Here is a 26,432-nt window from a genome sequence, read left to right on the forward strand (position 1 = left end):
ACCAGACGGCCTTCAGCTTCCCATCGGCGCAATGTCGTGATCGACACGCCCAAAACTTCCGCCGCTTCGCCTATGCTCACAAATCTCTCCATTTTGGAGGGATATACATAGATTCACTAAGATTGCAAGCGAAATGTTCTAACCCTGCAATTACGGAATTGTAATCCATAAATACGAGGGACGGTGAGCGGCAAATATCCACCGATCACTTTTCGCAAAGCCGCCGCTCGCCGGAATAGGACTGGTAGGTACAGTCCGACGGTCGGAAGGAGCGGTAGCTGCGGGAGCAGGCGGTGATGTTGCAGGACTGCGACGCGCCCGGGCCGTCGATCACGGCTCCAGTCGAGCGCGCTCCACTCGCCGTAGGCTCGGCCATCGCCTCTCTCATGAAGTCCCGCCAAATATGCGCCGGCAAGGCTCCCCCGGTCACTCCGTTCATCGGCGTATCGTCATCATTGCCCACCCATACGCCTGCGACCAACGGTTCCGTGAAGCCGACGAACCAGGCATCGCGATTGTTCTGGCTGGTGCCAGTCTTGCCGGCTGCGAAAGCGCCGGGATCGGCTCCACGTCCAGTGCCGCGTTCGACCACCAATTGCAGGAGGCCGAGGAGATCGGACTGGTAGGTCGAAAGATCGACATTCGGCTTTGCTTGCGAGCCAACCCGAAAGCTTTTTGCCTGCCCCGCCGCCTGAAAATCGATGATGCCCCAGGGTTCCACGGGCGCCTTGCCAAGCTGAACGGACGCGTACGCACTGGTGAGTTCAAGCAAGTTCACTTCGGATGTACCGAGCGCCAGCGACGGCGTATTGGCAAGCGGCGCTTTGATGCCGAGCTCGCGCGCCGCGGCGATCACATTGTCGATCCCGACCTCCTGTGCCAGCGCCGCGCTGGCAGCATTTAGCGATCGGGCAAAGGCTTCGGCAAGTGTTACCCAGCCGTGATAGCTGCCACCGAAGTTTTCCGGCGACCAGCCGTTAACGTCGATCGGCGCGTCCAGAATGCGGTCGGACAAGGTGAGCCCGGCCTTCAATGCGGCGTAATAGACGAACAGCTTGAAGGTGGAGCCCGGCTGGCGCATCGCAGTGACGGCGCGATTGAACTGGCTCGCCTTGTAGTCTCGTCCGCCGACCATGGCGACCACCGCGCCGTCTCGCGTCATCGCGACCAGCGCGGCCTGCGAGGCTCCAACAGCCTTTCCTTCACCGTCCAGTGCGCTTTTGACGACCCTTTCTGCGATCTGCTGGAGCTGCGGTGAGAGAGTAGTTCGCACCGTCGTCGAACCCGGCGAGGCGCCGGCGATTTCGCTCGCCTGCGGCGAAATCCAGTCGGCGAACCAGCTTCCGGAACGGGGTGTCGGCGTCGTCGGATGCAGCGTGGCGAAGCTCGCTTTGGCTTTCTCAGCCTCCGCTACGGTGATCTTGCCATTGGCCACCATCGCGTCGAGAACAACGGAAGTGCGTTGTCTAGCGCCTTCGAAATTGTCAATCGGATTCCATTGGCTGGGCGCTCGCAGCAATCCCGCCAGCATCGCCGATTCCGGCAGGTCAAGAGCGCCTATATCCTTGTTGAAGTAGATTCGCGCAGCTGCAGGCATGCCGGTCGCGCCGGAGCCAAGATAGACGCTGTTGAGATAGCGCGTCAGGATTTCCTGCTTGCCGAGTTTCCACTCTAGCCACAGGGCGACGACGACTTCTTGTATCTTTCGCTTTATTGTTCGGTCGCTCTCGAGATACTGCAGCTTGATGAACTGTTGGGTGATCGTGCTGCCGCCCTCCACCACGGCGCCAGCCTCAAGGTTCCGCAGGAACGCCCTTCCAATCCCTATGAGGTCGATTCCGAAATGATCCATGAACCGGCGATCTTCAATCGAAAGGACGGCATCGATCAGACGCGGCGGGAACTGGTCGTACCGAGCATATGGTCCCTGGTAAGGTCCCTGTCTTACCAAAGGCGCGCCGTCAGCGGTTTCCAATACGACGACCGGCTTCAATGTTCCGTCCCGGATCTCGCCCCAGGGCACGTCTTTTAGCGCCCACACCAATACGCATCCCGCGAGGATGAGGCAGACAAAGGCAAATCCTGTAGTGATTTTCCACCACCCGGTGTTGCGCGACGCATGCGGCACGGGTTCGAACTGCCTTGTGCGCAGACCACGAATACTGCTCCCCATTTTAACCAGAGCAGTTGCGAGCGATTTGCCAAGACTGCGGACTGGTGATGGGCTTTCCGATGGGGGCGATACCTTGAGCTTCGTCCTCAAGTAGGAAGCTGCAGTATTGACCTTAGCCCTTGCCGAGACGCCACTCGCCCGCAAATCATGACCGAGCGCACGCAGTAGATTGTGCGTTGCCCGTCTGCTTTGGCCGAACGGTCGGTCAGGCGGTCGCGCGTGATCAGCTTGGCCGGAGGCGCCGGACGCAGATCCCGCGGCGGGTGCCGGTTCCTCGACTTGGTCGACGGCGAACCCCAAATCTGTCGGGCTATTGGCATCCACGCTCGGGTCGCTGGCACTTTGGGCTGTAGTATCGGGAGAACTTGGCATCGGTTACCGCTAAAAGCTTTTCTTCCCTAATGTAGCGCAAGCTTATAACGCGGCGATAGGGGATGCTCCATCGCAAAACCGGCCCTTTTTTGTCAATCCTTGGCTCTTGGAGATTGCTTCGCGCTCGATAGAATATTTAACGCGTCGCATATAAAGCGCCCATCAGGAAGTGTTCTGATCATGCCTGCCAAACCCACCCTGCCAGCAACGGTAGGCACAAGCTGCCGACCATTCTCCGAATTGGCCGAACACCACCGACGTTTGCCCGGCAGGGCTCTTTTATTTTCGACATCGAATTTCAGCGAAATATCGCTAGGACCATCAGGAAACGACCTTTTTACCTCCCTTTCTCGCCTTTCCGAGCGCCACCCAATGGCTGCAGGCTCCGTGCAAGGATCAAGGCCGACGTGAATTCGGCCGCATGGGAAAGGTGCAAACTAGCGCATATTGCCGGTGTGGCCCAGCGAGTACCTGCCAGGTTGCGGCCAGACCGTTAAGCCATGCGGCTCCACCCCAACCCGAATTTTTGTTACGGCGCCGGAAGTGGTGTCGAATTCGTAGACTTCGCCGTCGAAGCGGCCGGACAGCCACAGCTGCTTGCCGTCAGCACTGACGTTCCCCATATCGGGACTTCCGCCGCCGGGAATAGGCCATTGCGCGGCAATCGACCGTGTTGCAAAATCGATCACGGTCACGCTTCCCGGACCATGCGGACCCGCCCCCTTCATGTTGCGGGAACCGCGGTTGGCGACATAGAGCTTAGTGCCGTCGCGACTGACGACAAGACCGTGACTGCCAATGCCCGTTCGAATGAAGCCAATCTCGGTAAAGCTGTCGCCATCGATTAGGAACACGCCGTCATTCATCATGTCGGCGACGTAGAAAACCTTGCCGTCGGGCGAAAGCCTGATGTCTTGGGGCATTCCTCTCTTGGACAATTTGAGGCTGCCGACAACTTTCCTAGTCGACAGGTCGACTTTCACAAGGCCGCCTCCGCTGAATTCACACGTGAAGATGGCATAGGAATTGTCGGCAGCAAAATCCGCATGATTGACGCCGTGGCACGTAGGAGTTGGGATAAACGACTTCATTGCCATGGTTTGCGGATCGCGCAGGTCCAGCCGCTTATATGCTTCATCGACAACGATGGCCGAACTCCCATCCGGCATGAAATACATGTTGTAAGGATCGGTTATCGGAATGGTCTTGCCAGGCTTTCCTGTTTTTGGATCGATGGGCGTCAGGCTGCCCATATTCGTGCGACTGGCATTGTTGGTGACCCAAAGCGTCTTAAGATCCCAAGAGGGAACTATATGCTGCGGCTGTCGTCCAACTGGAAATCTGTCAACTTCCTTGAGCGTCGTGGTGTCGACGACGGATACGGTGTTTGACGCATGATTTGGAACATAAACACGCGGTAGCGCCTCTTGTGTTGCTGGAGATAAATGGTCGGCGGTTGTTTCACTGTAAATGTTGATGGCGCTGGGCGGGACTGGCGGATCGCCGCAGTCCGGTGGGCAAGACCCAGCTGAAGCTGCGGTCGCTTGCAAGGCGGTCAAGTAGACGAATGATGCGACAATAGTTGCGAAACGACTGCGCCTTCCAGTCATTGCGATGTCCGCCGGCTTGCGATGAAGTTGCGGATCGCTTCGGTCGTCCCTTGCACGATCAGGTCTATGCCGAGCTTGCCAAGCTCGGCAGACGAGCGCGTTGGGTCGCCACCGTAGACGCCGTCGGCCGCGCCCAGCTTCGGGATCGCCCGGAGGCGATCCATGCGCACCATCGACGGATCGATGGCGAGCATCAGTGACGTGTCGGCCAAGCCGGCATGCGTTCCAATTTCGCTACGCTTTACGCCAGACGACAATAACTTCTCGACATAGGCGCGCTCAGTAATCTCGTAATATTCGGTGGCCGCGAATACTCGGACAGGCGTTTTGCTCCATTCTCGATTGAGGCGATCGGCAACGACCCGCTCGTCACCCTGGTAACTCCCGTGGTCACCAATGAGAACGATAGTCGTGAATCCGTGCAGTTTGAAACTGCGCGATGCGGATTCGAGGAGCTCTTCAAAGGTCTTGTCACTGATCGTGATCGTGCCCGGAAATTTCATATGGGCGGTCGGCGGGTCGATCGAGCCTTCGGGAACATAGGCGATTGGGGGCGCGACAAGGGTATTCCCGAGCCGCTCGGCTATCCTTTCAGCCAGAAACTTTACCCGCGCATTGTGTTTGCCTAGCGCCATGGCAGGACCATTTTGCTCCGTGCCGCCGATTGGCACTATGATTGTCGTCGTTCCGGATTTGATAAGATCACGCAGCTCTGTCCAGGTTTGGTCTTCGAGCAGGACCGACGCATTCGAGGGGCTTGCCGAGAACAGCCAGGTCATCAACCAAATGGCGACGATGCTGCTGATGAAGCTAAAATTGTGCCGAGCGATCATTGTGCCTCGCAAATGCGCGTCACTTTCAGCAGTCTATTTTTGACGTTCTTCCCGTCACTTTATGGAAGTGTAAAGGCAACAGCTGTCTGAACTATTAAGATCGGGCAAGCGGCTACGGTCTGCGGGAACTAATCCCTAAGGCAAAACCCCGCTCGGTCGCTGGGTGCAAATGTCCGATATCGCCGAGCCGATCCTCTTTTTCAGCAAACGCGCGACGAAATGCCTTTGGCTGCAGCCATGAGGCTAAGATGTCCTGCTTCTCCAGACGGCATTTTACGAGATGGCGATGATCTCGAGTTCTTGATCACCCACGCTGACGACGTCCCCAACGGCTTTACCCAGTAGAGATTTCCCCACCGGCGCTACGAAGGAGATTGATCCCGCCTTCGGATCGGCTTCGTCCTCCCCCACGATACGATAGGTCTGCACGCGCCCATCGCTGCGGCTGAATGTTACCGTGTTCCCAAAGGCAACGATGTCGAACGAAGTTGGGTTAGGGATCACCTGCGCTGTGCGAATTCTTGCCGAAAAATATCGCGTGTCCCGCAAGGGAATTGCCGCCTGCCGCCGCCGTTCATTCACGTCTTCGATCGCACCTGCGGCGTCATAGGCTTCGCGCGCTTTTTGGAGCTGCAATTCCAAGGCTTCCAACCCGGCTTCCGTAACGAGGTTCGGGTGAGGTGAAATTGCGCGGTCGGGCAGCAAGGTTTCCGAAGCCGTTTCGGCGCTCTCTTCCTTCATAAACGCGGTGCTCAATTTCAAACTCCATTTTTGCGGCAGGCGAGCCGATATCGACACGTCGGTGGCTGTCACCGACGCAGATCAATTCCGCCGATTTTTCTGATGGTCACAGGCAGCTAAAATACCTCAATCCGCGGCCAGCAACGAGAGATTTTTGCCGGATGGTCAATTTCTGCGGCGCGCGACTAAGCGCAAGACTATTCATTTTTGCGATGCGTCAACTGCGACCATTGCGGCGGTGACAAGAACCTCTATTTTGCCGCGTCGAGAAGATCGGGTGCAATGCCGAAACCAATTGTCTGTTTATTTGCGACGCAGTGGTAGGATATGACGATAAAGAATTTGAGCCGCCCGGACCTCAGCGATATTCACCGAGGCGACTGGGTGGATTGCCGATTGCCCTCGGCGTGGCGGCCCTACGCACGTCTGGCGCGGCTCGACCGCCCCGTAGGGATATGGCTTTCGCTTTTCCCCTGCTGGGCTGCGCTTATCCAAGCGTCGCATGGCTTTCCGGATCTTCGGCTACTGGCGATCTTCTCTCTTGGCGCTTTGCTGATGAGAAGCGCGGGATCCACCGTCAATGATGTTGCGGATCGAAAGTTTGACGGTCATGTCGAGCGGACGCGCTTTCGACCCTTGGCAAGCGGGCAGATCGGCTTGCCGCAAGCGCTCGCCTTCTTGATCGTCCAGCTCGCACTGGCGGCTTCACTTCTGTTTTTCCTGACGCCCTACGCGCGTTTGGTCGCGATATGCGTGCTGCCGCTGGTATTCCTATATCCGCTTTGCAAGCGCTTCACGCATTGGCCCCAAGCCGTCCTTGGCGCTGCGTTCAACTGGGGGATGCTGATGGCATGGGCCGAGGTTGCCGGTCAGATCCCGGCCGGCGCAGTCCTTATGTGGCTCGGTGCCGTTGCATGGCAGATTGGCTACGATACCGTCTATGCCTATGTCGACGCAAAAGACGACACCCGCCTCGGCCTCAAATCGACAGCGCTCCTGTTTGGCCAGCATGGAAGGATTTGCATCGGAACGTTCTACGCCTTGACGCTCGCAGCATGGTCGCTTGCCGGGTGGATGTTGGGGATGTCGCTGCCCTATGCGATTGGAATGCTGGTGATCGCAGCGCATCTTTCCTGGCAGACACGACGGGTTGACCTTGCTCGCCCGGACGTAAATTTCCGGCTATTCCTGGCGAATATCCTGACCGGGGCGCTGCTTGCAGGCGCGGCTTTCTTTGGAACGTTGTGAGTATTTCAAACCGACCACTTTGGAGTGCGCTCGGGTTGTTCCGTCATTGCCGCTCCGGCGTGTTCCCGCCGTGGAACCTGCCGAAGTGGCGGGCAGCGAACAACGATATCGCGAGTGCGCCGAAACCGATGGCGAGAGCATCAAAGCCGTCGTCCCATTGAAACGCACCAAACCGGATCAGAAGCAGGTATGCCAGCACCAGGTTCACAAAACCCCACAGGACATTAACGGTCGATGACGACAGTCCTTCCCCGCGTGGCTTGGCGAACGGCGACTGAAAGGGCTGTCCCAGGACACCGCTGACCAGGTGAGGAACCGAATTCATCAGGAAAATGCCGCCGCCAAACAACAGCAAATAATGAGGCCAGTTCATTCTATAGATCCCGCTTCGCAAGCTCGTTGATGATGTCCTCGGTTGTGGCGGTTTCGCCAAGCCGGGGGAATATGTTGCGGATACTGTATTCGTGAGCCTCCGGGCGCGTGTCTGTCATGGCATCGACCGCCAGTGCGACATTGAAACCTGCCTCATAGGCCTGGCGCGCGGTCGCCTCGACGCCGGTGCTCGTGGCAACACCAATGATCACCACCTGCGTCACATCCAGAGACTTCAACTGCCAATCAAGATCGGTCGTCGCGAACGCTCCCCAGCTGCGTTTGGTCACGACGATATCTGTGGGCTGCTGATCAACTTGCGGGATAAAGTCCGTGAACCCCGGCAGAAGCGGCTCTGTGTGACGCCTTGGTTGCTCCGTGCGACCTGGCGCACCACCGGCCGCATTAACAAGAATTACGGGAAGACTGCGATTGCGAAATTCGCGAAGCAGTGCCGCGGAACGATCGACGACAGGAGCGATTGATCCCATCAACGCAGCGCCAACGATGCCTTTTTGAAGATCGACGACAATGAGTGCGGTTTTTGGATCAAGCGTGGTCAGGGCCATTGAACCTCCCAATGTCCCGGCGGCTTCAAAATCGGCCTCATTCATCGTCCTCTGTCAGTCGCTTCAAACTGGTGATTGCCGATAAGACCTGCTTCTGCTCATCGACCGATAGCTTGGCCTCTAAGGCTCGAGTGAGCCAGTCCTGGCGGGCCGCCCTGCCCTCGTGGATCAGGAGACGGCACTTATCGGTAAGGGAAAGGATTGTCTGGCGACCGTCCGAAGGATCAGGCATACCCGCAACAAGCCCTGACAACTCCAGCGTGGCGAGAAGCGAGCCCATCGACTGTGGACGCATGCCCTCACAGCGCGCAAGCGCTGAGGTGGTCATTGGGCCTGCCTTTTCCAGCCGAACAAGTGCGGATGCCTGGCTTGATGTCAGGTCCCCAACATGGCCCTGTTCACGGAGCTTTCGCTTCAGCTTGCTTGCGAAAGTTCGCAGCTCCTCGGCAATGGTGGCCGCCAGTGGTGCTTCAATGTCTGTAAGCTTGTCGATCATGCAAAACATCTACCATATACGAAGGCAAACTGTAAAGATAACCTTCATATCGTACCATGAGCTTCTCCGACCAGAGCCACTTCACCGAACGCCTTTCGGCATGGACCGGCATCAGCCCGGGTGCCCGGCGCAGATCGATCCAGAGATCACCCAGTCAAGGCCTTCCGCGGTTGGCCGCTTGCGGAAAGGACGGACCGTGAAGTATATCCTGCGCAACCTCGCTCAAGTCGTTATTGAGCTGATGATCGCGGTGCGGCAGAGAGCGGACAACCGCTTCCGGGATTGCTTTCGCGTAAAGCTCAGCATGTCCGAACGGAACGATTTTATCTTCGCTGCCATGATAGATGAAGACGGGCAGCCCGGCAGGTAGCCGTTTTGAAAAGTCGTCGCGTGCCACGATATCATCGCTCGGCCATCCACCCTCGCCGATAAACGGCGCCGAGATGAGAATGAGGGCGCCCGGCCTGAACTTCGGGCGCTCATCGGCGAGCACGTGGATTAGAACGGTTCCACCGATGGAATGACCGACAAGGATTGCACCATCCTCGAGGCCATCGAATTCATTCAGCAGCGCCCCCTTCCAGGTCCGGTAACGCGGATCGGCCTCATCAGGCATTCGGGGAAAGCGCAGGGTGTAACCTTCGCCGAGCTCACGCTCAAGGCTCTTTACCAATTTAACGTCCCATTCGTCGTGCGCTGTCGCTCCCGCACCCTGTATGAAGAGGACTTGTCTCGGCATCGCGCAATCTCCCCCATCTGCATCGAAAGGGTTCTGGCCGCAGTCACGTTCAAATCGGGGCGGTGTCGCTTTCGTCCGGCCTGATGCTGACTGCTTTTGACGAGCGAGCGGGGGGCCTCGCTCCGCTTGGATAAGAATAGTGCAAAGGCAGACACTATCCAGTCTTCTGTCGACTTCTTCAGGAAAACGCACGGCCGTTCGCCGACCAATATTCTGTGGATGCGGGGGAACCGTCATTCGTGGATGGGGGTTAAGTCCGCATAAGAGGAGATTATCATGATCCGCAAGCTGAAGTCGGGTGAGTACCGCCTCTATTCGCGTAAGCTCGATCCGAAGACACACAAACGTAGAAATCTCGGTACGTTCAAGTCACGCGCGGAGGCTGAAAAGCATGAGCGCGAGGTGCAGTACTTTAAGCACCGCTAGCCGCATTCATTGAAAACAACCGAATGCGGCGCGCCGAAACCATCTGAAACAGCATTGGCCACCACTCGCGGACTGGCAGAGCAGATTTGCGTCGGGTCGTCGTATTGCTGTCGCCAATGGAAGATATCTGACGACGAGGCGCCTCATTTAGATGCCCGAATAGGAGGCATCTCACAAAGTCCGCTCCTGTCCAATGCGGACGCGTTCGCAGACATTCGAAAAAATTTTCATTTCGAACGATAAAAATGGCAGGAATTCGCGTTAAGCATATGTTCGGGATGCGAGGAGCGTCCCAGATGACACTAGAAAGTCCCAGATGACACTAGAAAGAGGACATCATGAAAAAGTTGCTTATCGTAGCCTTCACTTCCGCGGCGGCGCTAATTGCAATTGCTCCTACTGCTGATGCGGCTCAAGGATGTGGCGCGGGATTTCATCGCGGTCCCAATGGCTACTGCCGTCCAAACCCCGAACCCCGCGGCGCGGTTGTTGTCGTGCCCGCAAATCCGCGAGTTGGCGTTTATTATCATGGACACGGCTACTGGGATGGCCACCGCTACTGGGTCCATCGTGAACCTTACCGCGGCGGTTGGCGCTACTACTGAGACGCGGCATCGCTGGGTCGGTTGATTGACCGACCCATTTGCGGAAAGGGCGCGACTTTGACCGGTTACGCCAGGTTGCCTATTTTTCAATGTGCCACGACCCGTCCCAATCTTGGGGGGGCGGATTCATCTTGAGGCTTTCGATGCGCTTCAGCAGACCCGAGGATGGTCCGTCACCGGGCATCACCTCCAGCGAAGCCTTCAGCGCGCGAAGTGCATCTTCCCATCGCCGTTCGCGATATGCCGCAAGCCCTTCCCGGTAGTAGTCCCGTGATGCCAATCGTTCGGGTGCCAGCTCGCCATTGCGTCCAAGCACCTCAAAAACCGCCTCCGGATGGGTTTGGCCTGCGACCACGATGCGATCGACTTCCCGGAACTCGAGTGCAGTTCCGGCTGCGACCATAGTTCTCTCGCATACCAGATTGCGGGTGCCGTAGACCTTGTTTGCGCCTTCCAGGCGTGAGGCGAGATTTACCACGTCGCCCATCACCGTATAGCTCATCATGATGTCGGAGCCGATGCTTCCGACCAATGCTTCGCCCGTTGCAACGCCTATCCGCAAATCGCATTTTTCCATCGGCGTGCCGCGGACACCCAGCAAATTAGGGATTTCCCGACGCAACGTGTCAATGCGCTCAATCATTTCCATGGTGGCGAGACACGCAAGTCGCGCGTGATCTTCCTCGTCAACGAATGGAGGACCCCAATAGGCCATGATGCCGTCGCCGATATATTTGTCGATGATCCCGCGGTTGGTTCGAATAGGTTCGGACATGACGGAGAAGTAGCGGTTCATGACCTTGACAAGACCTTGGGGCACCAAGCCTTCGCTGAGGCTCGTAAATCCCTTCAGATCGCAGAATAATACCGTCATCAACCTGCGCTGACCTTCCGCTGCAGTCAGGTTCGGCCGATCGATAAGGCCCTCCACAACGCGGGGATCGATATATTTGCCAAAAGTTTCCTTGACGCGTTGGTTGGCACGCAACTGCACGACCATCCGGTTGAACGCAGCCGCCAGTTCTCCGATTTCGTCGCGCGTCGCTACATCGATAGGTTGGTCGAGATGGCCGGCCTCGACAGCGCGCGTGCCCTCCAGCAACTGCCGGACGGAGCGAATTATACCTCCACTTACTAGGTTGGCGAAAACTAACCCGACGACCGCGGCAAGCAGCGTCGCGATCGCTGAGATCAGGACCGCCCGAGACTGTTCCATCCGAATCGTTGCGATCGCGCCATCGCTCACTTTCAGCATTTCCTGCCGAAGAGTGTCGATCCTTTGATCAAGTTCGTCACGGAACGCGTCAACCCGCGGAAGGTGATCTCTTACACCGCCAAAGTCTCGTGCATCGAGGAGTGTAAGCAAATGCCACGTTTCCTGGCGCAGAAGACTGCGACCGTCACTCATCAGACTGTCGATCCTAGTCTCGATGCGTGCCAGCGCCGCATTGTCCGACGGCGTATTGGCATCAGCAATGATCGCGTCGATGAGTTGACGCGCGGCCCGCGCCTCACGGTCAATTTCCGCGCCTTTTGCGTCGTACAACTGCTGGCGTGCCGTATATCCCGTCTCATCGGGCGGCTGCTGCATCTTGGCAATCACCATGCGACGCAGCGCGAGAGCTCTTTCAAGCGACAGCACATGGATACGCGTCAAATGCTCGTTAGCCGGATTGTACCTCGCTGTCAGCTCGTCGAGCAGATGGCCGAGCCGCCCAACCATCACCATTGACAGCACGGAAGTCGCCATCATGAGGATGATCAAGCCAGCGGCAATCGAAACGATCCGCCTCCTGATTGACTGCTTGATCATCGAGCCAGAAAAGTTCCTTAAGTTCTGGAAAAGTGAGAGCATTTGAAATGTTTATTCCCCCCGGTACACTCACCTCAATCCCGCTCGGATTGTCGTAACACAAAGCTGCCTGTGGTAGAAGGTGACCGGCGTTCCAGTCGAGCCGAGGCGCATCTCAAATGCGAACCCCAAAAGGTCGGCTTCGCGGCCAGTTCTACGAACCAAGCTAACAAAGCCAAGCGCCGAAGATATTTCGTGGACCGTGAGAATTGCGTGTATTCCACTCTTTCAGCAGAGGCCGAATCCGGCATAGGTTGGGTGGACGCAACTTCAGACAAGGCTGAGGCTTCATGGCAACGCATCGTTTCGCTCCGACGGCCTATTACAACGTCATCGGCTCTCTTCCTCCGGCATTGCACATTGCCGATGGCGACACGGTGATCACGGAGACGCTCGATGCCGCCGGTTACGACCAGAACGGAGTCCAGAGAGCTACCGGCCCGAATCCCATGAACGGTCCGATTTTTGTTGAAAGCGCGGGACGGGGAGATTCATTGAAGGTCGAGATCCTCGGCATGGTGCCGACGCGCGACACGGGCTTCACCCGGAGCGTCGTTGCCGGCAATGTCGTTGACCCTGAAGACGTGCGGACGCTGCCGCCGAGCGAAAAGGTGATCTGGCAAATCGATCGCCAGGCATTGACGGCCAGGCTTTCCGAACCCGTCGCCGGTCTTCAGTCTTTTGTACTGCCGCTGTCGCCAATGATCGGTTGCTTCGGCGTCGCGCCATCGCTTGGCCAGGCCATATCCACCGCCACCAGCGGTGAATTCGGCGGCAATATGGATTACCGGCTGCTCGCGCCCGGCACGACGATCTGGTTTCCGGTATCAGCGCCGGGTGCGCTCTTCTTCCTGGGAGACTGCCATGCCGTACAAGGCGATGGCGAGATCGTCGGGACCGGCATCGAGACCACCTTCGAGGTGACGGTACGGCTCAGCGTCGAAAAGAAGAAAATCATCTGGCCGCGTGGCGAAACGGCGAACGACATTTTCACGATCGGCAACGCCCGACCGCTTGATCAGGCGCTGCAGCATGCAACCAGCGAAATGCTTCGCTGGCTGGCCAGCGACTATGGACTCGACAAGACCGCCGCCAGCCATCTGCTGGGCCAGGTCGTGCGCTATGACGTCGGGAATGTTTTCGATCCGGCCTATACGATGGCCTGCCGTGTTTCGAAGACCTGGCTGGCCGGGCGGTAGGCCTTCGACCTGATCAGCTGGCGTCTAGCGATTGATCCCGCCGTTGGCGCGAGACGTTCATCTCCTGGCGCTGTCGGGCCATGCTGCTGACGGCGGCGCGCAGCCGCGGGTGGCGGGACATGAACAGGTTGAAATCGCGACGTTCCAGCACGAGGAACTGACAAAAGTCGACCGCCACTACATCGGCGGTGCGCCGTGCGCCCGTCAATAGCGCCATCTCGCCGAAGAACGAGCCGGCGTTGAGTGGAATCTCGTCATCCTCGAACTGTACTTCGACCGCACCGGACGCAATGAAATACATGCTGTCGCCCCGGTCACCGGTGCGGATGACACGATCACCGGGCGATGCTGACCTTGGCCGGAAGAGCAGCAGAAGTTCTTCTTGCGCGTTCTCATCGATCTTGTCGAACATCGGAAATGTCTCGATCAACTGCTCAATTTCCAGATGATGCTGACGATCTCGCGCCTCTCGCTGCGCGCCGATGATGGCCAGTTCACGGCGCAGCCTATCGTGCTTTGCTGCACCGTAGCCGTTTGCCAGTGCCGGCCACCGCGAAAAGGTCCATTTCTCCAGCCTTTCAACGCCAGCGAAAACCAGCGGGTTGAGCGTAATCGACAAAATGGCGCCAGCTAGGATCAGATCCTGCCCCTCGCGCGACAGGAGACCTAGCGAGACGCCAAGGCCGGCCAGGATAAAAGAAAATTCTCCGATCTGGGCAAGCCCGGCCGAAACTGCAAAACCCATACTGGCGGGATAGCGCAGCAACAGCACGACGCAAAAAGAGATCAGCGGTTTGCCGAGAATGATGAGAGCGAGCACCCCGAGGATCATCAGCGGTTCGCGCAGCAGCACCGACGGGTCGAAGAGCATACCGACAGAAACGAAGAACAACACCGAGAAGGCATTCTGCAACGGCAGGGAATCGGCCGCAGCCCGATGGCTGAGGCGGGATTCGCTCATGATGAGGCCGGCGAAGAACGCGCCGAGCGCGAAAGACACGCCGAATATCTCCGCAGCTCCAAAAGCGATGCCGAGTGCAATGGCAAGAACGGACAGGGTAAAGAGTTCGCGTGACCCCGTCCGTGCGACCGAGGTCAACAGCCAGGGCACGATCTTCGGGCCGATGAAAATCGCAACGGCGGCAAAGGCTGCTACCTTGACGAGGGTGATGGCGATGGTCAGCTCGATCGACCCGGTCATTGCGTGGGCGCCAGCATCGGCATGGCCACCAAGAACTCCGGCGAAAGCCGGCAGCAGCACAAGCGCCAGCACCATCGCCAAATCCTCGACGATCAGCCAACCGACGGCGACCCGGCCATTGGGCGAACTCACCAGGTTGCGCTCCTCCAGCGCCTTCAGCAGCACGACGGTACTGGCGACAGCGAGGCTCAAGCCGAAGACAAGACCGGCGCCGATGCCCCAGCCCCACAGTGACGTCAGGCCAATGCCCAAGAGTGTGGCGATGGCGATCTGACCGACGGCACCGGGAATTGCTACTCCACGCACGGCGAGCAGATCAGCCGCCGAAAAATGCAGGCCGACTCCAAACATCAAGAGAATGACGCCTATTTCAGCCAGTTGCGACGCAAGAGCGGCGTCGGCAACAAAACCCGGCGTAGACGAGCCGATCATTACGCCGGCAACGAGGTATCCAACAAGCGGCGGCAGATGCAGCCGGTCGGCGAGATAGCCGAAAATGGCCGCAAACACGAAACCGGCGGCGATTAGTGCTATCAATGCGACGTCGTGCGGCACAGCGTCCCTTCCGTTTTACGGCGTTGCCGCCCAATTCTCTCTGTTTGAAACTACGCTAGCATCGCTTTTGCGGACACGTCTACGGTTTCGGGCATGATCCAGATAAACCTGGCGTGTTTTCGGACGCGATCCTGCGAAGCTAAAAAGGCAATCCGCCGCGCCATTTTAGGAGCGCGGCGGCGAGAGATGCTTATTGATCCAGAACGATCTGCAGCTTCACGTCGCTCGGCCGGGCTTCCACGGCACGATTGAAGGCTTCGATCGACTGCTCGAATTTGAAGGTTTCGGAGATCAGCGGCTTCAGATCGACACGACCGGAAGCGATCAGCGCGATGGAACGTTCATATTGATGTGCATAACGGAAGACGGTCTCGACGCGGATTTCTTTCGTCGATGCCGTCGAGACATCGAAACCGACCGGTGCGACCGGCAGACCGACAGCGACGATAACCCCACCGGGACGCGGCAATTCCATCACAGTTTCCCAGGCCTTGGGCGAGCCCGAGCATTCGAACACGACATCGGCGCCCCAGCCGTCGGTCAGACGATTGACCTCTTCGACTAGGTTCTTCTCACGGATATTGACCGGGATCACACCCTGGTACTGGGCGGCGATATCGAGCTTCGGCTGGGCAAGATCGGCAACGATGGCGCGGGCGCAGCCCCCTGCAAGCGCAGCAATGGCAACCATGGTGCCGATCGGGCCAGCCCCAAGGACGACGGCGGTATCGCCGGGTGTGATCTTCGCCTTGGTGGCGGCCTGCATGCCGACCGCGAAAGGCTCGACCATCGCACCCTCACCGAAGCTGACATTATCGGGCAGCTTGAAGGTATAATTGGCCGGATGCACCACGAAGGGCGTCAGAACGCCATGGATGGGCGGCGTCGCCCAGAAGGTGACGGCGGGATCGACATTGTACATGCCAAGACGGCTGGCCTTCGAATTGGGATCGGCAATACCGGGTTCCATACAGACGCGGTCGCCGACTTTCAAATGCGTCACATCCGCGCCGACTTCGACGATCGTGCCGGCTGCCTCATGGCCGAGCACCATCGGCGCATTGACGACGAAGGGGCCGATGCGGCCGTGCGTGTAATAGTGCACGTCCGATCCGCAGACGCCGACCGTATGGATCTTGATCTTCACCTGACCCAGCCCGACCTCCTGCGGCAGGTCGATATCACGTAGCGCCAGCTCGTGCTGACGCTCCAGTACCAGGGCACGCATCTTGCTCATCACGTCTTTCCTCTGTTCGCAAGCAATTTCCCATCCCCGCGAAACCGCGAAGAAACCTTCGTTCGTTATATAGCCACGGCCGCTGCCGCCAAGCGATCTTTCTGCGAAGAAAGGGGCAAATTGAGGCAGCTTTGCACAGGACGGTCGAACCGCCCACCAATCCAATGGATTAGGCCACCCTTGTTAAAGGCAATTCTATTATTAGTATTGACTAGCGTTTGATTTTATTGCCTTTTAGCACGCGGAGAACGGGGAGACATGTAAAATGGTATATGACTGGACCGGTCAGCGCACGCGCCGCATAAAAATGTTGCGTACGGCGAGCATAACTGTGCTTCTTCTTCTTTTGATCGCAGTGCCCGCCCTGCTCATGCGATATAACCTGATACACTATCATTTTTGAGAGGCCGGGCGGCGACAAGGCGCGATCCCCACATGCCATGGCGGCCGTTCATGCCGCCTTTTTCGCAGCTGGCTTCGGCTTGCGCGAAACATTGTCGCCGGCCTTCGGATCGAGCGGAAGGCAATCGACAACGGCGAGCAAAGCGATAATCCCGAGCATGACGAAAGCCAGGCGGAATTCGATGGCGATGATCCCGTTCATGCCGAGCGGCGCGCTGATCGCTTGACCGAGACGGATGCCGATGGCACCGACAGCGATCCCCATCCCCATGGTCACCTGAAAAGCCGTGCTGAACACCGTGTTGGCGCCCGTCATCTGCTGCGGCGGGATGTCAGCAAAGGCGATGGTGTTCAGCGCCGTGAAATGCATCGACCGGCACATGCCGCCGATGAACAGCACCGGGATGACGAACCAGAGAGACGTATCCGGCGAAAACAATGCGCAGGCAGCGATGAAGATCGCATTGAGGATACCGTTGACCACCAGCACCGGCTTGAAACCGAAGCGCCTCAGGATCGGTGTCGTAGCCGGCTTCATCGCAAGATTGCCGGCAAAGACCGCCAAGGTCAGCATGCCAGCGTGAAAGGCACTGAGCCCGAAACCGACCTGGAACATCAGCGGCAGCAGGAAAGGCACAGCACCAATGGCGACGCGAAAAAGCGAGCCGCCGGAGATGGTGATGGCAAAGGTCGAGTGCTTCAACCCCACAAGCTCGATCAGAGGATGTTCAGTTCGCCGAAAATGGAACACGGCAGCGGCCAGAAGAACGAAGCCGACAATGACATAGGTCCAGGCTTCCAGCCACACCGGATCGGGACGACCGATCAGCTCCAAACCATAGGTCAGGCTCGCCAGCCCGAAACCGCTGATGACGAAGCCAGTCCAATCGAAGGGCGGCCGCGCGTCGTTCTTGGTCTGCGGGATCAGCATAAGGGCGAAGACGAATGCCAACATGCCGAGCGGCAGATTGAGGAAGAAGATCCAGCGCCAGGTCGCATGATCGGTGATGAAGCCGCCGAGCGGCGGCCCCAGAATGGGCGCCACCAGCGCCGGCCAGGTGATCGTCGCGATTGCCGAGATCAACTGGTCCTTCGGCGTATTGTTGAGAACCACAAGGCGGCCGACCGGCACCATCATCGCACCGCCGATACCTTGGAGGATCCGCATGGCGACAAAGGAGCCGACGCCATTGGCAAAACCGCAGAGAACGGAAGCCAATGTGAAGATGACGACGGCAGTGGTGAATACGACGCGGGCGCCGAAACGATCGCTGATCCAGCCGCTGATCGGAATGAAGACCCCGAGCGTCAGCAGATAGGCGCTCATACCGATATTGAGGTCGACTGGTCGGGCACCGAACGACACGGCCATCTGCGGCAGCGCAGTGGCGATGACGGTGCCATCAAGATTTTCCATGAAGAAGGCGCCGGCCACGAGCAGTGCAATCAGCAGCGGGCGCCAATTGGATACCTTAGTTACCTCCCCCCGCCTGCGCGTGGACATATCAGTCATTCAAAAATTGCTCCGAATCCGCCACACATCCCCTGCTATTTATACGGTTCGGAACCGCTTTCGATAGACCGAAATCGTCCCATCATTCGACAGGACGATCACGTTTCGCTTAATGGCCGGATCAGAACTTGATCACGATCTTGCGCTTCTCCAATTCGACAGCGTCAAATTGCATACCAAGACCCGGTGCCGTCGGCAGTTCGAAACTCCATTGTTCGGCTCGGACAGATTGACGAAGACAGGCGCCCCCACAACCGCGGTGCCCCCGCCTCTCCGCTACCCATAGGTAGCTGAAAAGCTTCTATAAATTTGATTTTCAAGACGATCTCTCCCTAACTCGGTTTGATTTCGCAGGATCTAGTCCCAAGAACGCTCCACCCTTTTGGGATTGCGCTGCTAGCGTCACCAGGCAACGGCGATATATTTGGTTTCGCAGAATTCCAGAATGCGGTGATGGGCTCCTTCGCGGCAAAGACCGCTCTGCTTGGTACCACCGAAGGGCGCTGCGGGATCGGAGACAAGGCCAAGGTTCAAGCCGACTATGCCGCCTTCCATCCGCTCCAATACGCGCAGACCGCGGCTGAGATCACGGGTGTAGACATAGGAGATCGAGCCGAATTCGGTGTCATTGGCGACACGGATAGCCTCCTCCTCGGTTTCAAAGGTCGTGATTGCGGCGATCGGGCCGAAAATCTCTACAGTGGTAGTGTTTCGCATATGCGATCTCGTCAAGCGGTGAAGTCGCACTTGCTGTCATGAATATGCGTTTCGCGATGACATCGATAGCCCTTGTCGCGCATGACGATGCCATGCGTGCGCTGGAGATCACTTGCGTGATGATGGTCAGTCCGGGGTTGATTTCGACTATGCGCCGAGCCTCGTTCAGTTCATTTTGTCAAATAAGCCGTCGATTTGGCGCTAGTAGGCATGCGCACACAAGACATGGTAGAGTCTCGCGTCGAGGTATGGCTGAACGAGAATGGCCCAATCGACATCGACCAATTATGGAACCGTTACGAGCAAAACAAAATATCAGCGTGAGTTCCCAGGGGAGCCCGTCATAAGCTGAATTTTATCCCGTATCGGCTCTTCAACTAGGAATGAGAGTCCCGGATAATGAAATACGGCATTGATGCAACGACTGCCTCTCGGGTGAGCCCGGAAACGAAACTGATCGTAACGCAGTCGCCATTCGATGCCTTTGTGCGCAAGTACGGCACGACCCCGCGGCGTGGCGTGTTCGGCTATTTCGTGCATGAACTCGGCCGGCGCATCGTCGGCGGCGATTATCCGGTCGGCACGACGCTTCCGAACGAACCGGATCTCGTGGAGCAGTTCGGCATCAGCCGCACTGTCATCCGCGAAGCGATGAAATGCCTGGCAGGCAAGGGGCTGGTGGAAATCAAGACCCGCGTCGGCACGCGCGTCAAGGAGCGCTCCAACTGGCATCACCTCGATACCGACGTCATGGTCTGGCACTACGAGACCGGTCCGTCGACGGAGATCATGCGCTCGATCAAGGATCTGCGGCGCGTGCTGGAGCCGGAAGCGACGGCGCGAGCGGCTGCGCGCGGGACCGCGGAGGACTTAGCCGCCATCACCTCTGCCTACGGGGACATGGTTTCCAGCATCGGCGACGTCAACGTCAATGCCGATGCCGACTTGCGCTTCCATACTGCCATTTTCGCCGCCACCCGTAACATGGTCTATGCGCAGCTCATCGATTTGATCGCCGTTGCGATCTATGCCAACCGCGCACTTTCGAGCCTCGACGAAGTGGCGGAAGGCCAGAAGCGCTCCCTGCCCTACCACAAGGACGTCCTCGACGCGATCGTCGCTCGCGATCCGGATGCGGCCCTTAAGGCCTCGCACCGCTTACTCGATTCTTGGCGCATCGATCGCTACGATTTCTGAGGCGGCAGGGGCCGCCAAGCCCGAACGAAAGCTGCCAGACGACCGGCGAATCTCGATTTTTTGCCCTCGCCTGAGATTGCTCCGGAAGGGAAAAGGTCGCAACATCGTCGCTTATTTCTTAAAAAACAATAGGTTATGCGCCGATCTTCAAGGCGATTTTGCCGCCGGGATGTGGTCGCTTGCCGGGCCGGCGCGGTTGGCGAATTGCACGGCGTAAGCACTGACATTGCCGCCGCACCATGGATGGGCACAGTCCGGCCGCGCCGGAGTTTTACCTGTTCGAACAGCGCCTGCCATACCGTCACGGCTATCACGGGAAGGGAAGCGGCCTCGACATCGTCGAACCAGATCGGCTTCTTGGCGACCATCCCCGCGGACGCGACCGCATAGTCAGCATAAGCCCCGACAAAGCGGGGATCGCTGGGGCCGAAGACGGCATCGCCGACCGCAAATTCGCTCACTCCAGGACAATTGCCTCGACGATGCCGCCCAGGTCCGAGCCGAGCGTCAGCGGCAGAGGTTGCGGTAGCGCGCTTTTTTGCCGGTTCGGATCCAACCTAAAAGTTGGGCAGACAGTCAGTGCGTCATCGCTTCCTGCGCATCCGTCTTTGGCATCTGCCGGCGACCCGCGTCATGCGCCACCGGAATGAGCCAGGTTGTCGCACTGGTCAGGACCGCGACCACGACGACACCCCAGAAACTCCAATGCAGGGCGGCATCGAAGACGCCACGGATCGCCGGATTACCGGCGAGATCGGAAAGTCCGCTCGGCTGGTTCAGGACATCATGCAGCTTGGCGGCCAGATCGCCGCTGCCGAAATGGACAATTCCAATATTGAGCACCGCACCCAACGCAGTCGCGCCGAGCGTGTTGCCGAGACTGCGCGAAAAGATGATGGACGCTGTGGCGCTGCCGCGCATCGACCATTCCACGCTCTCCTGTACGAGCACGATACTGGTAAGGCTGATGAGACCCATGCCGAAACCCATCAGGAAAGAGCCGATACCAGCCAGAACCGGGCTGCTTTCCGGTGTCAGGAACAGAAGGAAAGCGGATCCGAAGGGGAACATGAAGCTGCCGACGCGAAGCGTCCTGCGAATGCCGAACGTGCGGAAGAAGCGGCTCGACAGCATGACCGCCAACGGCCAGCCGACGATCAACATTGTCAGCGTAAAGCCGGCCACCAGCGGCGAACGGCCGAGCACGCCCTGCACATAGATCGGCAATATGGTCGTCAGCCCGATCAGAGCCATGCCGGCCAAAAGCGTGGCCGCATTGCTGGTCGCCACCAAACGCCGGCCCCAGAGCTCGATCGAGATGATCGGTTCCGGCGCGCGCCGCTCTTGAAGAAGAAACAGTGCGCCCGCGACAACAAAGACGATCGCGAGGGATCCGAGAATACTGAGGCCGGAGTCGGTTTCGGTGAGGATCACCAGGAGCGAGATGATCGATATCGAGAACAAGATCGTGCCGAGATAATCGATCCTCGCCTCACGCGGCGTGATCTGCTCATGCAGGAAGAAGGCGAAGCCGACGATGGTCAGAACGCCAAACGGCAGGTTGATCCAAAAGATCCAAGCCCAGGAAAAATTATTGACGATGATGCCGCCGGCAAGCGGACCGATAACGGCTGATACCGCCCAAACGCTGGCGAGTACGCCTTGCACTTTGGCGCGCTCCTCCAGCTTGTAGAGATCGCCGACCACGGTCATTGTCACCGGCTGGATCGCACCGGCGCCGAGGCCCTGCAGCAACCGGAAAGCGATCAGCGAGGCCATCGACCAGGCAAAACCCGCAAGCGCCGAACCGACGAGGAAAACCAGGATGCCGCCGATCAGGATCGGCTTGCGGCCGAAAATATCCGACAGCTTGCCGTAGATCACCGTCGTCGTGGACTGCGCCAGGAGGAAGGCAGAGAAAACCCAGCTATAATAAGTGAAGCCGCCGAGCTGGCCCACGATGCGGGGCATGGCGGTGGCAACGATTGTCGCCTCGACCGCGACCATGAAGGTCGCGAGCATGATCGAGACAATGACCAACGGACGTCTAGAACGATCGGCCGTACTGGACATGACATTCCTTTCTGACTGTTCCGCCCGGCCGCGAATGCCTGCAGGCCGTCGACACGGCCATAGGCGAACGAGAATTTTGGGATCAACGTCGGAGGGCTAAGCAACTACGGGGGCGTTGGCCTGCTGAATCATTGTAATAAGCAATGCATACTTATGCCAGCGTGTGTCAACCGTTTAACAGGGCACACTCTGTTCCTTGACTGCTCGCTTCTATGCAATTTTGGACCTGTGGTACAGCAATTCGCGGTTCACCACACGCCATCATGCAGCGCCGTTGCCTCCTCGCAGAGCATCGGCCCGACGACCTCGACTCTACGCTGACCCGCTTCAAAAACCACGCGACAGGGCAGATCAAGTGTCGGATTTTCGGGATGACTGCCGATGATTGCCTTCAATCGGCTTTCACTGAGACCATAGACAACGCGGCCGACCCCGGCCCAATAGGCGGCGCCGGCGCACATGGCGCAAGGTTCTGCGGAGGTGTACATCGTGCATTGCACGAGAAAACCCGGCGAATATTGCTGCGAAGCCCTCGTCATTAGCACACGCTCCGCGTGGCCCGTCATGTCTTGCGTTGGATTGTAGGCGTTTTCCTGTTCCATCAGCACTGAGCCGTCAGGCCCAACGAGTATGGCACCGAACGGATGATTCCCATTCAGCCGCGCCCGTGACGCCACCTCAAAGGAGCGGCGCAGAAAGACTTCGTCGTCGAGAGGAGCGATCATGGGTCACCGCTTTGCAATGAATCGCAATATCAGCAGCTTGCGCGTTGCAAATCCGGCTGACAAGTCGCCATTTCAAGGCTGGTGCAGGAATTACGCTGTTCAAGTGGCAGCGATCATGCTGTCGGGCTCCAACTAGACTTCCAGACCAAAAACACCGCATTCACGGCCGATGCCGGATTGCTTGAAACCGCCGAAGGGCGCCATAGGCTCATTGTGAAAACCATTGACTAAGACTCGGCCGGCCGCGAGGCGCCAAGTGACCGTGCGGGCGTGCGCGGATTGGAGGAGAGCATATAGGCCTTCAGGCCGTAGATGGTGTCATTGGCGATTGCGATCGCCTCCTGCTCGCTCCTGTAGTTGAGGACGCAGAGAACCGGCCCGAAGATTTCCTCGCGAGCGATCGTCATGTCGTTGGTGACACCGGTGAAAACGTGAAGAACGATAACTTCCCATGAAAAACGATAATAGATCGCGAATTTCATGAAATTTGAAACTTTATTGCGTCGGGAATGGGTAGGATCCAACCGCGGAATGGCTGAGGAATGGCTAGCGTGCTAACCGCGGCCGGCTGGCGAGCCCGGGCAGCTCCGGCCGCGTCAGCGTATGGCGCTGATCCGCCTGCCAGTTCATTGTGAACGCCAGCGAACGCGGAGCTTCGATCTGCATGACGTTCAATGCCCTGGCCAGTGCCGCGCTCGGCGATAAAAGCGAACCAGCGATCACGCCGACTGCGAGCAACCTAGTGCTTTTCATGAGGTCTTGTGAAAATCATCATCTCGTTCACCCATTTTGGATGTCTACCATCCATCGGCCGTGCGGTTGATTTGTTCATTTGCTGAACTTATTGTCGAGCCAAATACGCAGACACCCAGGCGGAACATCGAATTGCTGACCTCCTCGCAGCGACAGCTTCTGCGCGTCATCAGCGAGTCCGGCCCACTCAGCCGGACGGTCCTTGCCGCGTCGATGGGGCTCAGCAAGGCGGCGATGAGCGGCATCGCTCGCGACCTCATTACACTCGGCGTCCTGCACGAAACCGAGACGGTCTACGGTCAGGGCCGACCCTCGATATTGCTCGACTTGCATCCCGAAGCCGCGTTCTTCGTCGGCATTTCACTGCTTGAAGATCCGGCACCGATGATCCTTAGCGATCTCAATGGCAAGATCATCGCCCGGGAGAACATGCCGCTGTCGCGCGATCCGGAGATCGTTGCAGGATTGATCGCCGACGCGCTTCCAAAGTTGCTCGCCCGGCGGCCGGACGCGGCGGACAAATTGTCAGGCCTCGGCGTGGCTCTCTCCGGTTTCGTCGACGAGAAACAGGCCAATTGCGTGCAGTCCACCTTGCTCGGCTGGCAGGACGTACAGCTAGCCAAGATCATCCGGCAAAAGACCGGCATCGAGACATTCATCGAAAATGATGCCAAGGCGGTCGCCGTCAGTGAAAAGCTATTCGGCAGTGTCCGCGACATCCAGAATTTCAGCGTCGTCTCCTTCGGCGACGGCGTCGGCTGCGCCCATTTTATCGGCGGCAAGCTCTATCGCGGCAATCGCGGCGGCGCAGGCGAAATCGCCCATTGTACCATCGAGCCCAACGGCTCGCCCTGTCGATGCGGCAAGCGCGGCTGCCTCGATACGGTCGCGTCGGTAGAGGCGATCAAGGAAATGTCGAAGGCGGAGGGACTTGCCTGCACTTCGCTCACCGAGCTCGAAGAAGAGGCCTCGGTCGGCAACGCCGTCGCTATCCGCATTTTGCATCGGGCCGGCGCCGCCCTGGGCCTCGCGATCGCCCACCTCATCCAGTTCAACGATCCCGGCATGATCCTGATCACCCATGTCGAAGGCAATTTCGATGGATTGTTCGGCACGGTCATGCGGCAGGCGATCGAAGCCAATGTGCTGCCGCGCTATGCCGGCCAGACGCCGATCCGCACCCAGCGCGTCGATAGCGACATCTGGGCGCGGGGGGCTGCCAGCATCGCCGCCCATAATTTCCTGATTGGCCCCAACCCGAATTGAGGTTTCCCCATGCGCATCGCCGTCGGTGGCATTCATATCGAATGCAGCACGTACAACCCCGTCCTGAACGAAGAGGAAGATTTTCTGGTTGTACGGGGGGAGGAATTGACGGCCGCGCCCTATTTCGCATTTCTCAAAGACTATGACGCCGAATTCCTGCCGACGATTCACGCCAGGGCCATCGCGGGCGGTCCGGTCGCCCGACACACCTATGAAGCCTTCAAGGCAGAATTTCTGCAGCGGTTGAAGCCGCTGCTGCCGCTCGACGGTCTGTATCTCGCCATGCATGGGGCGATGTATGTCGAGGGCATGGAGGATGCCGAGGGCGATTGGATCAGCGCTGCCCGCGAACTGGTCGGCGACGACTGCACAATTTCGGCGAGCTATGACCTGCATGGCAATGTCACGCAGCGCATTATCGATGCATTGGACATGTATTCAACCTATCGCACTGCGCCGCATATCGACGTCGAGGAAACCATGCGCCGCGCGGTGACGATGCTTACCGAAAGCCTCAAAACCGGCGTGAAGCCAATCCTGCTCTGGGCGCCGATCCCGGTCGTGCTGCCCGGTGAACGCACCAGCACGGTCGACGATCCCGCAAAGAGCCTCTATCAGCTGCTGCCCGGCATCGATGCCATCGACGGCGTGTGGGATGCCTCACTGATGGTCGGCTATGTCTGGGCCGACGAGCCGCGCGCCACGGCCGCTGCCATCATGACCGGCACGGATCGTTGTGTTCTCGAGCGCGAGGCGAAACGGCTGGCGCAGGCCTACTGGGATGTCCGCAAGGATTTCGTCTTCGGCTGCGAGACCGGCACGATCGAGGAGTGCGTCTCAAAGGCAATTGCGAGCCCGACAATGCCGGTGGTGCTTGCCGAATCCGGCGATAACCCGACCGGTGGCGGCGTCGGCGACCGCGCCGATGTCCTGGCGGAGCTGATCGCCAAGGGTGCGACCGGCGTCGTTTTCGCCGGGATTGCCGACAAGGCGGCAACCGAAGCCTGTTATGCCACAGGCGTCGGCGCGAAACTCGATCTGGTTGTCGGCGCATCGCTAGACACCAAGGGCAGCAAACCGGTGACCGCCGAGTTCACCGTCAAGTTCCTGTTGAATACCGACGATGCCACGGACCGCCAGGCTGTCGTCACGGTCGGCGGCATCGATCTGGTACTGTCTGCAAAACGTCGCCCCTATCACAATATCGCCGATTTCGCGCGTCTCGGTCTTGATCCGCAGCGCGCCAAGATCGTTGTCGTGAAGTCCGGCTATCTCTCCCCGGAACTGGCTCCGATCGCCAATCCGAACCTGATGGCGCTCTCGCCCGGTGTCGTCGACCAGTTCGTTGAGCGCCTGCCGCGGCTGCGCAAGCAGAAGCCGACCTATCCTTTCGACAAGGATTTTACCTTCACGCCCGAGGTGGCGCCCTCTGCACGCTCGGCAGGTCGTTCCTGATCACCGCGACGGCACGACGCTCCGATTTTCGCCGCAAAATTGGGTGCGCTGCACAACTATTGCGCACCACAATATACTGCCCAAAAAAGAGCTTGACGGTGCG

Annotated in this window: 23 protein-coding genes and 3 pseudogenes; 7 read left to right on the forward strand and 19 right to left on the reverse strand. The window is 58.4% G+C overall.

What is annotated here, in order from left to right; genetic code table 11:
• From PY650_RS21325 to greA, 5 genes are all read right to left on the reverse strand, one after another.
• Positions 1-92, reverse strand: a 92-nt coding sequence (locus PY650_RS21325) for a MerR family DNA-binding transcriptional regulator (protein ID WP_285878933.1), incomplete at its 3' end; no start/stop codon positions are given.
• A gap of 113 nt (positions 93-205) precedes the next feature.
• Positions 206-2,545 carry a PBP1A family penicillin-binding protein gene (locus tag PY650_RS21330; protein ID WP_285881541.1) on the reverse strand — a complete coding sequence of 780 codons (2,340 nt, stop codon included), beginning with the start codon at positions 2,543-2,545 and terminating at the stop codon, positions 206-208.
• Between the two features lie 437 nt (positions 2,546-2,982).
• Entirely contained in the window at positions 2,983-4,104 is a 1,122-nt protein-coding gene (locus PY650_RS21335) for a YncE family protein (protein ID WP_285881542.1), read from the reverse strand.
• 47 nt (positions 4,105-4,151) lie between these two features.
• Positions 4,152-4,988 (reverse strand): creatininase family protein, encoded by an 837-nt coding sequence (locus PY650_RS21340; protein ID WP_285881543.1) that lies wholly within the window; start codon positions 4,986-4,988, stop codon positions 4,152-4,154.
• 273 nt (positions 4,989-5,261) lie between these two features.
• Complete coding sequence (gene greA / locus PY650_RS21345) at positions 5,262-5,744, reverse strand: transcription elongation factor GreA (RefSeq protein ID WP_285881613.1); 483 nt, start codon at positions 5,742-5,744, stop codon at positions 5,262-5,264.
• A gap of 318 nt (positions 5,745-6,062) precedes the next feature.
• Here greA and ubiA point away from each other — a divergent pair, with 318 nt between their 5' ends.
• Positions 6,063-6,977: a 4-hydroxybenzoate octaprenyltransferase gene (gene ubiA, locus PY650_RS21350; protein ID WP_285881614.1), complete on the forward strand. Its 915-nt coding sequence runs from the start codon at positions 6,063-6,065 to the stop codon at positions 6,975-6,977.
• Between the two features lie 43 nt (positions 6,978-7,020).
• Here the strand turns inward: ubiA and PY650_RS21355 are convergent, their stop codons facing one another.
• The 4 genes from PY650_RS21355 to PY650_RS21370 form a co-directional block, all read right to left on the reverse strand.
• Positions 7,021-7,350 (reverse strand): hypothetical protein, encoded by a 330-nt coding sequence (locus PY650_RS21355; RefSeq protein WP_285881544.1) that lies wholly within the window; start codon positions 7,348-7,350, stop codon positions 7,021-7,023.
• Between the two features lies 1 nt (position 7,351).
• Positions 7,352-7,963 (reverse strand): isochorismatase family protein, encoded by a 612-nt coding sequence (locus tag PY650_RS21360; protein ID WP_349644506.1) that lies wholly within the window; start codon positions 7,961-7,963, stop codon positions 7,352-7,354.
• Positions 7,956-8,414, reverse strand: coding sequence for a MarR family winged helix-turn-helix transcriptional regulator (locus tag PY650_RS21365; RefSeq protein ID WP_285881545.1), 459 nt, complete (start codon positions 8,412-8,414; stop codon positions 7,956-7,958). Before PY650_RS21365 ends, PY650_RS21360 begins: the two co-directional genes overlap by 8 nt.
• A 154-nt stretch (positions 8,415-8,568) precedes the next feature.
• On the reverse strand, positions 8,569-9,153 hold the full coding sequence (locus tag PY650_RS21370) for an alpha/beta fold hydrolase (protein WP_285881546.1): 585 nt from the start codon (positions 9,151-9,153) through the stop codon (positions 8,569-8,571).
• A 276-nt stretch (positions 9,154-9,429) separates the two neighbouring features.
• Between PY650_RS21370 and PY650_RS21375 the strand changes: the two genes are divergently transcribed.
• Positions 9,430-9,579, forward strand: coding sequence for a hypothetical protein (locus PY650_RS21375; RefSeq protein ID WP_285881547.1), 150 nt, complete (start codon positions 9,430-9,432; stop codon positions 9,577-9,579).
• A gap of 338 nt (positions 9,580-9,917) precedes the next feature.
• Positions 9,918-10,184, forward strand: a complete 267-nt coding sequence (locus PY650_RS21380; protein WP_285881548.1) for a GCG_CRPN prefix-to-repeats domain-containing protein — start codon at positions 9,918-9,920, stop codon at positions 10,182-10,184.
• A 79-nt stretch (positions 10,185-10,263) separates the two neighbouring features.
• Here PY650_RS21380 and PY650_RS21385 read toward each other — a convergent pair whose 3' ends face one another.
• A complete protein-coding gene (locus PY650_RS21385; protein ID WP_285881550.1) occupies positions 10,264-11,997 on the reverse strand; it encodes an adenylate/guanylate cyclase domain-containing protein in 1,734 nt (577 codons plus the stop codon).
• 329 nt (positions 11,998-12,326) lie between these two features.
• Here PY650_RS21385 and PY650_RS21390 point away from each other — a divergent pair, with 329 nt between their 5' ends.
• Complete coding sequence (locus tag PY650_RS21390) at positions 12,327-13,235, forward strand: acetamidase/formamidase family protein (RefSeq protein WP_285881551.1); 909 nt, start codon at positions 12,327-12,329, stop codon at positions 13,233-13,235.
• Between the two features lie 13 nt (positions 13,236-13,248).
• Here the strand turns inward: PY650_RS21390 and PY650_RS21395 are convergent, their stop codons facing one another.
• The 4 genes and pseudogenes from PY650_RS21395 to PY650_RS21410 all read right to left on the reverse strand — a co-directional run.
• Positions 13,249-14,991 carry a cation:proton antiporter domain-containing protein gene (locus tag PY650_RS21395; protein ID WP_285881552.1) on the reverse strand — a complete coding sequence of 581 codons (1,743 nt, stop codon included), beginning with the start codon at positions 14,989-14,991 and terminating at the stop codon, positions 13,249-13,251.
• Positions 14,992-15,181: 190 nt separating this feature from the next.
• Positions 15,182-16,228, reverse strand: a complete 1,047-nt coding sequence (locus PY650_RS21400) for an NAD(P)-dependent alcohol dehydrogenase (RefSeq protein WP_285881553.1) — start codon at positions 16,226-16,228, stop codon at positions 15,182-15,184.
• A gap of 451 nt (positions 16,229-16,679) precedes the next feature.
• Positions 16,680-18,143, reverse strand: a complete 1,464-nt coding sequence (locus PY650_RS21405; protein WP_285881554.1) for an MFS transporter — start codon at positions 18,141-18,143, stop codon at positions 16,680-16,682.
• A gap of 402 nt (positions 18,144-18,545) precedes the next feature.
• Positions 18,546-18,839, reverse strand: a pseudogene (locus PY650_RS21410) (aldehyde dehydrogenase family protein); the annotation flags it as partial.
• Positions 18,840-19,259: 420 nt separating this feature from the next.
• On the opposite strand from PY650_RS21410, the gene PY650_RS21415 reads away from it, so the two are divergent.
• Positions 19,260-20,057 (forward strand): FadR/GntR family transcriptional regulator, encoded by a 798-nt coding sequence (locus tag PY650_RS21415; protein WP_285881555.1) that lies wholly within the window; start codon positions 19,260-19,262, stop codon positions 20,055-20,057.
• Between the two features lie 186 nt (positions 20,058-20,243).
• Here PY650_RS21415 and PY650_RS21420 read toward each other — a convergent pair.
• The 5 genes and pseudogenes from PY650_RS21420 to PY650_RS21440 all read right to left on the reverse strand — a co-directional run.
• A pseudogene (locus PY650_RS21420) lies at positions 20,244-20,615 on the reverse strand (alcohol dehydrogenase catalytic domain-containing protein); the annotation flags it as partial.
• An 18-nt stretch (positions 20,616-20,633) separates the two neighbouring features.
• Positions 20,634-22,130, reverse strand: coding sequence for an MDR family MFS transporter (locus tag PY650_RS21425; protein ID WP_285881557.1), 1,497 nt, complete (start codon positions 22,128-22,130; stop codon positions 20,634-20,636).
• Positions 22,131-22,378: 248 nt separating this feature from the next.
• Positions 22,379-22,855: a nucleoside deaminase gene (locus PY650_RS21430; protein WP_285881558.1), complete on the reverse strand. Its 477-nt coding sequence runs from the start codon at positions 22,853-22,855 to the stop codon at positions 22,379-22,381.
• Between the two features lie 132 nt (positions 22,856-22,987).
• A pseudogene (locus tag PY650_RS21435) lies at positions 22,988-23,286 on the reverse strand (aldehyde dehydrogenase family protein); the annotation flags it as partial.
• Positions 23,287-23,401: 115 nt separating this feature from the next.
• Positions 23,402-23,608: a hypothetical protein gene (locus PY650_RS21440; protein WP_285881559.1), complete on the reverse strand. Its 207-nt coding sequence runs from the start codon at positions 23,606-23,608 to the stop codon at positions 23,402-23,404.
• A gap of 132 nt (positions 23,609-23,740) precedes the next feature.
• Between PY650_RS21440 and PY650_RS21445 the strand changes: the two genes are divergently transcribed.
• On the forward strand, positions 23,741-24,874 hold the full coding sequence (locus PY650_RS21445) for an ROK family transcriptional regulator (RefSeq protein WP_285881560.1): 1,134 nt from the start codon (positions 23,741-23,743) through the stop codon (positions 24,872-24,874).
• 9 nt (positions 24,875-24,883) lie between these two features.
• Positions 24,884-26,329, forward strand: a complete 1,446-nt coding sequence (locus PY650_RS21450; protein WP_285881561.1) for a M81 family metallopeptidase — start codon at positions 24,884-24,886, stop codon at positions 26,327-26,329.
• The last annotated feature ends 103 nt before the right edge of the window (positions 26,330-26,432 follow it).

The sequence above is a fragment of the Martinezella calliandrae genome, from assembly GCF_030272695.1.
GTDB lineage: Bacteria > Pseudomonadota > Alphaproteobacteria > Rhizobiales > Rhizobiaceae > Rhizobium > Rhizobium calliandrae.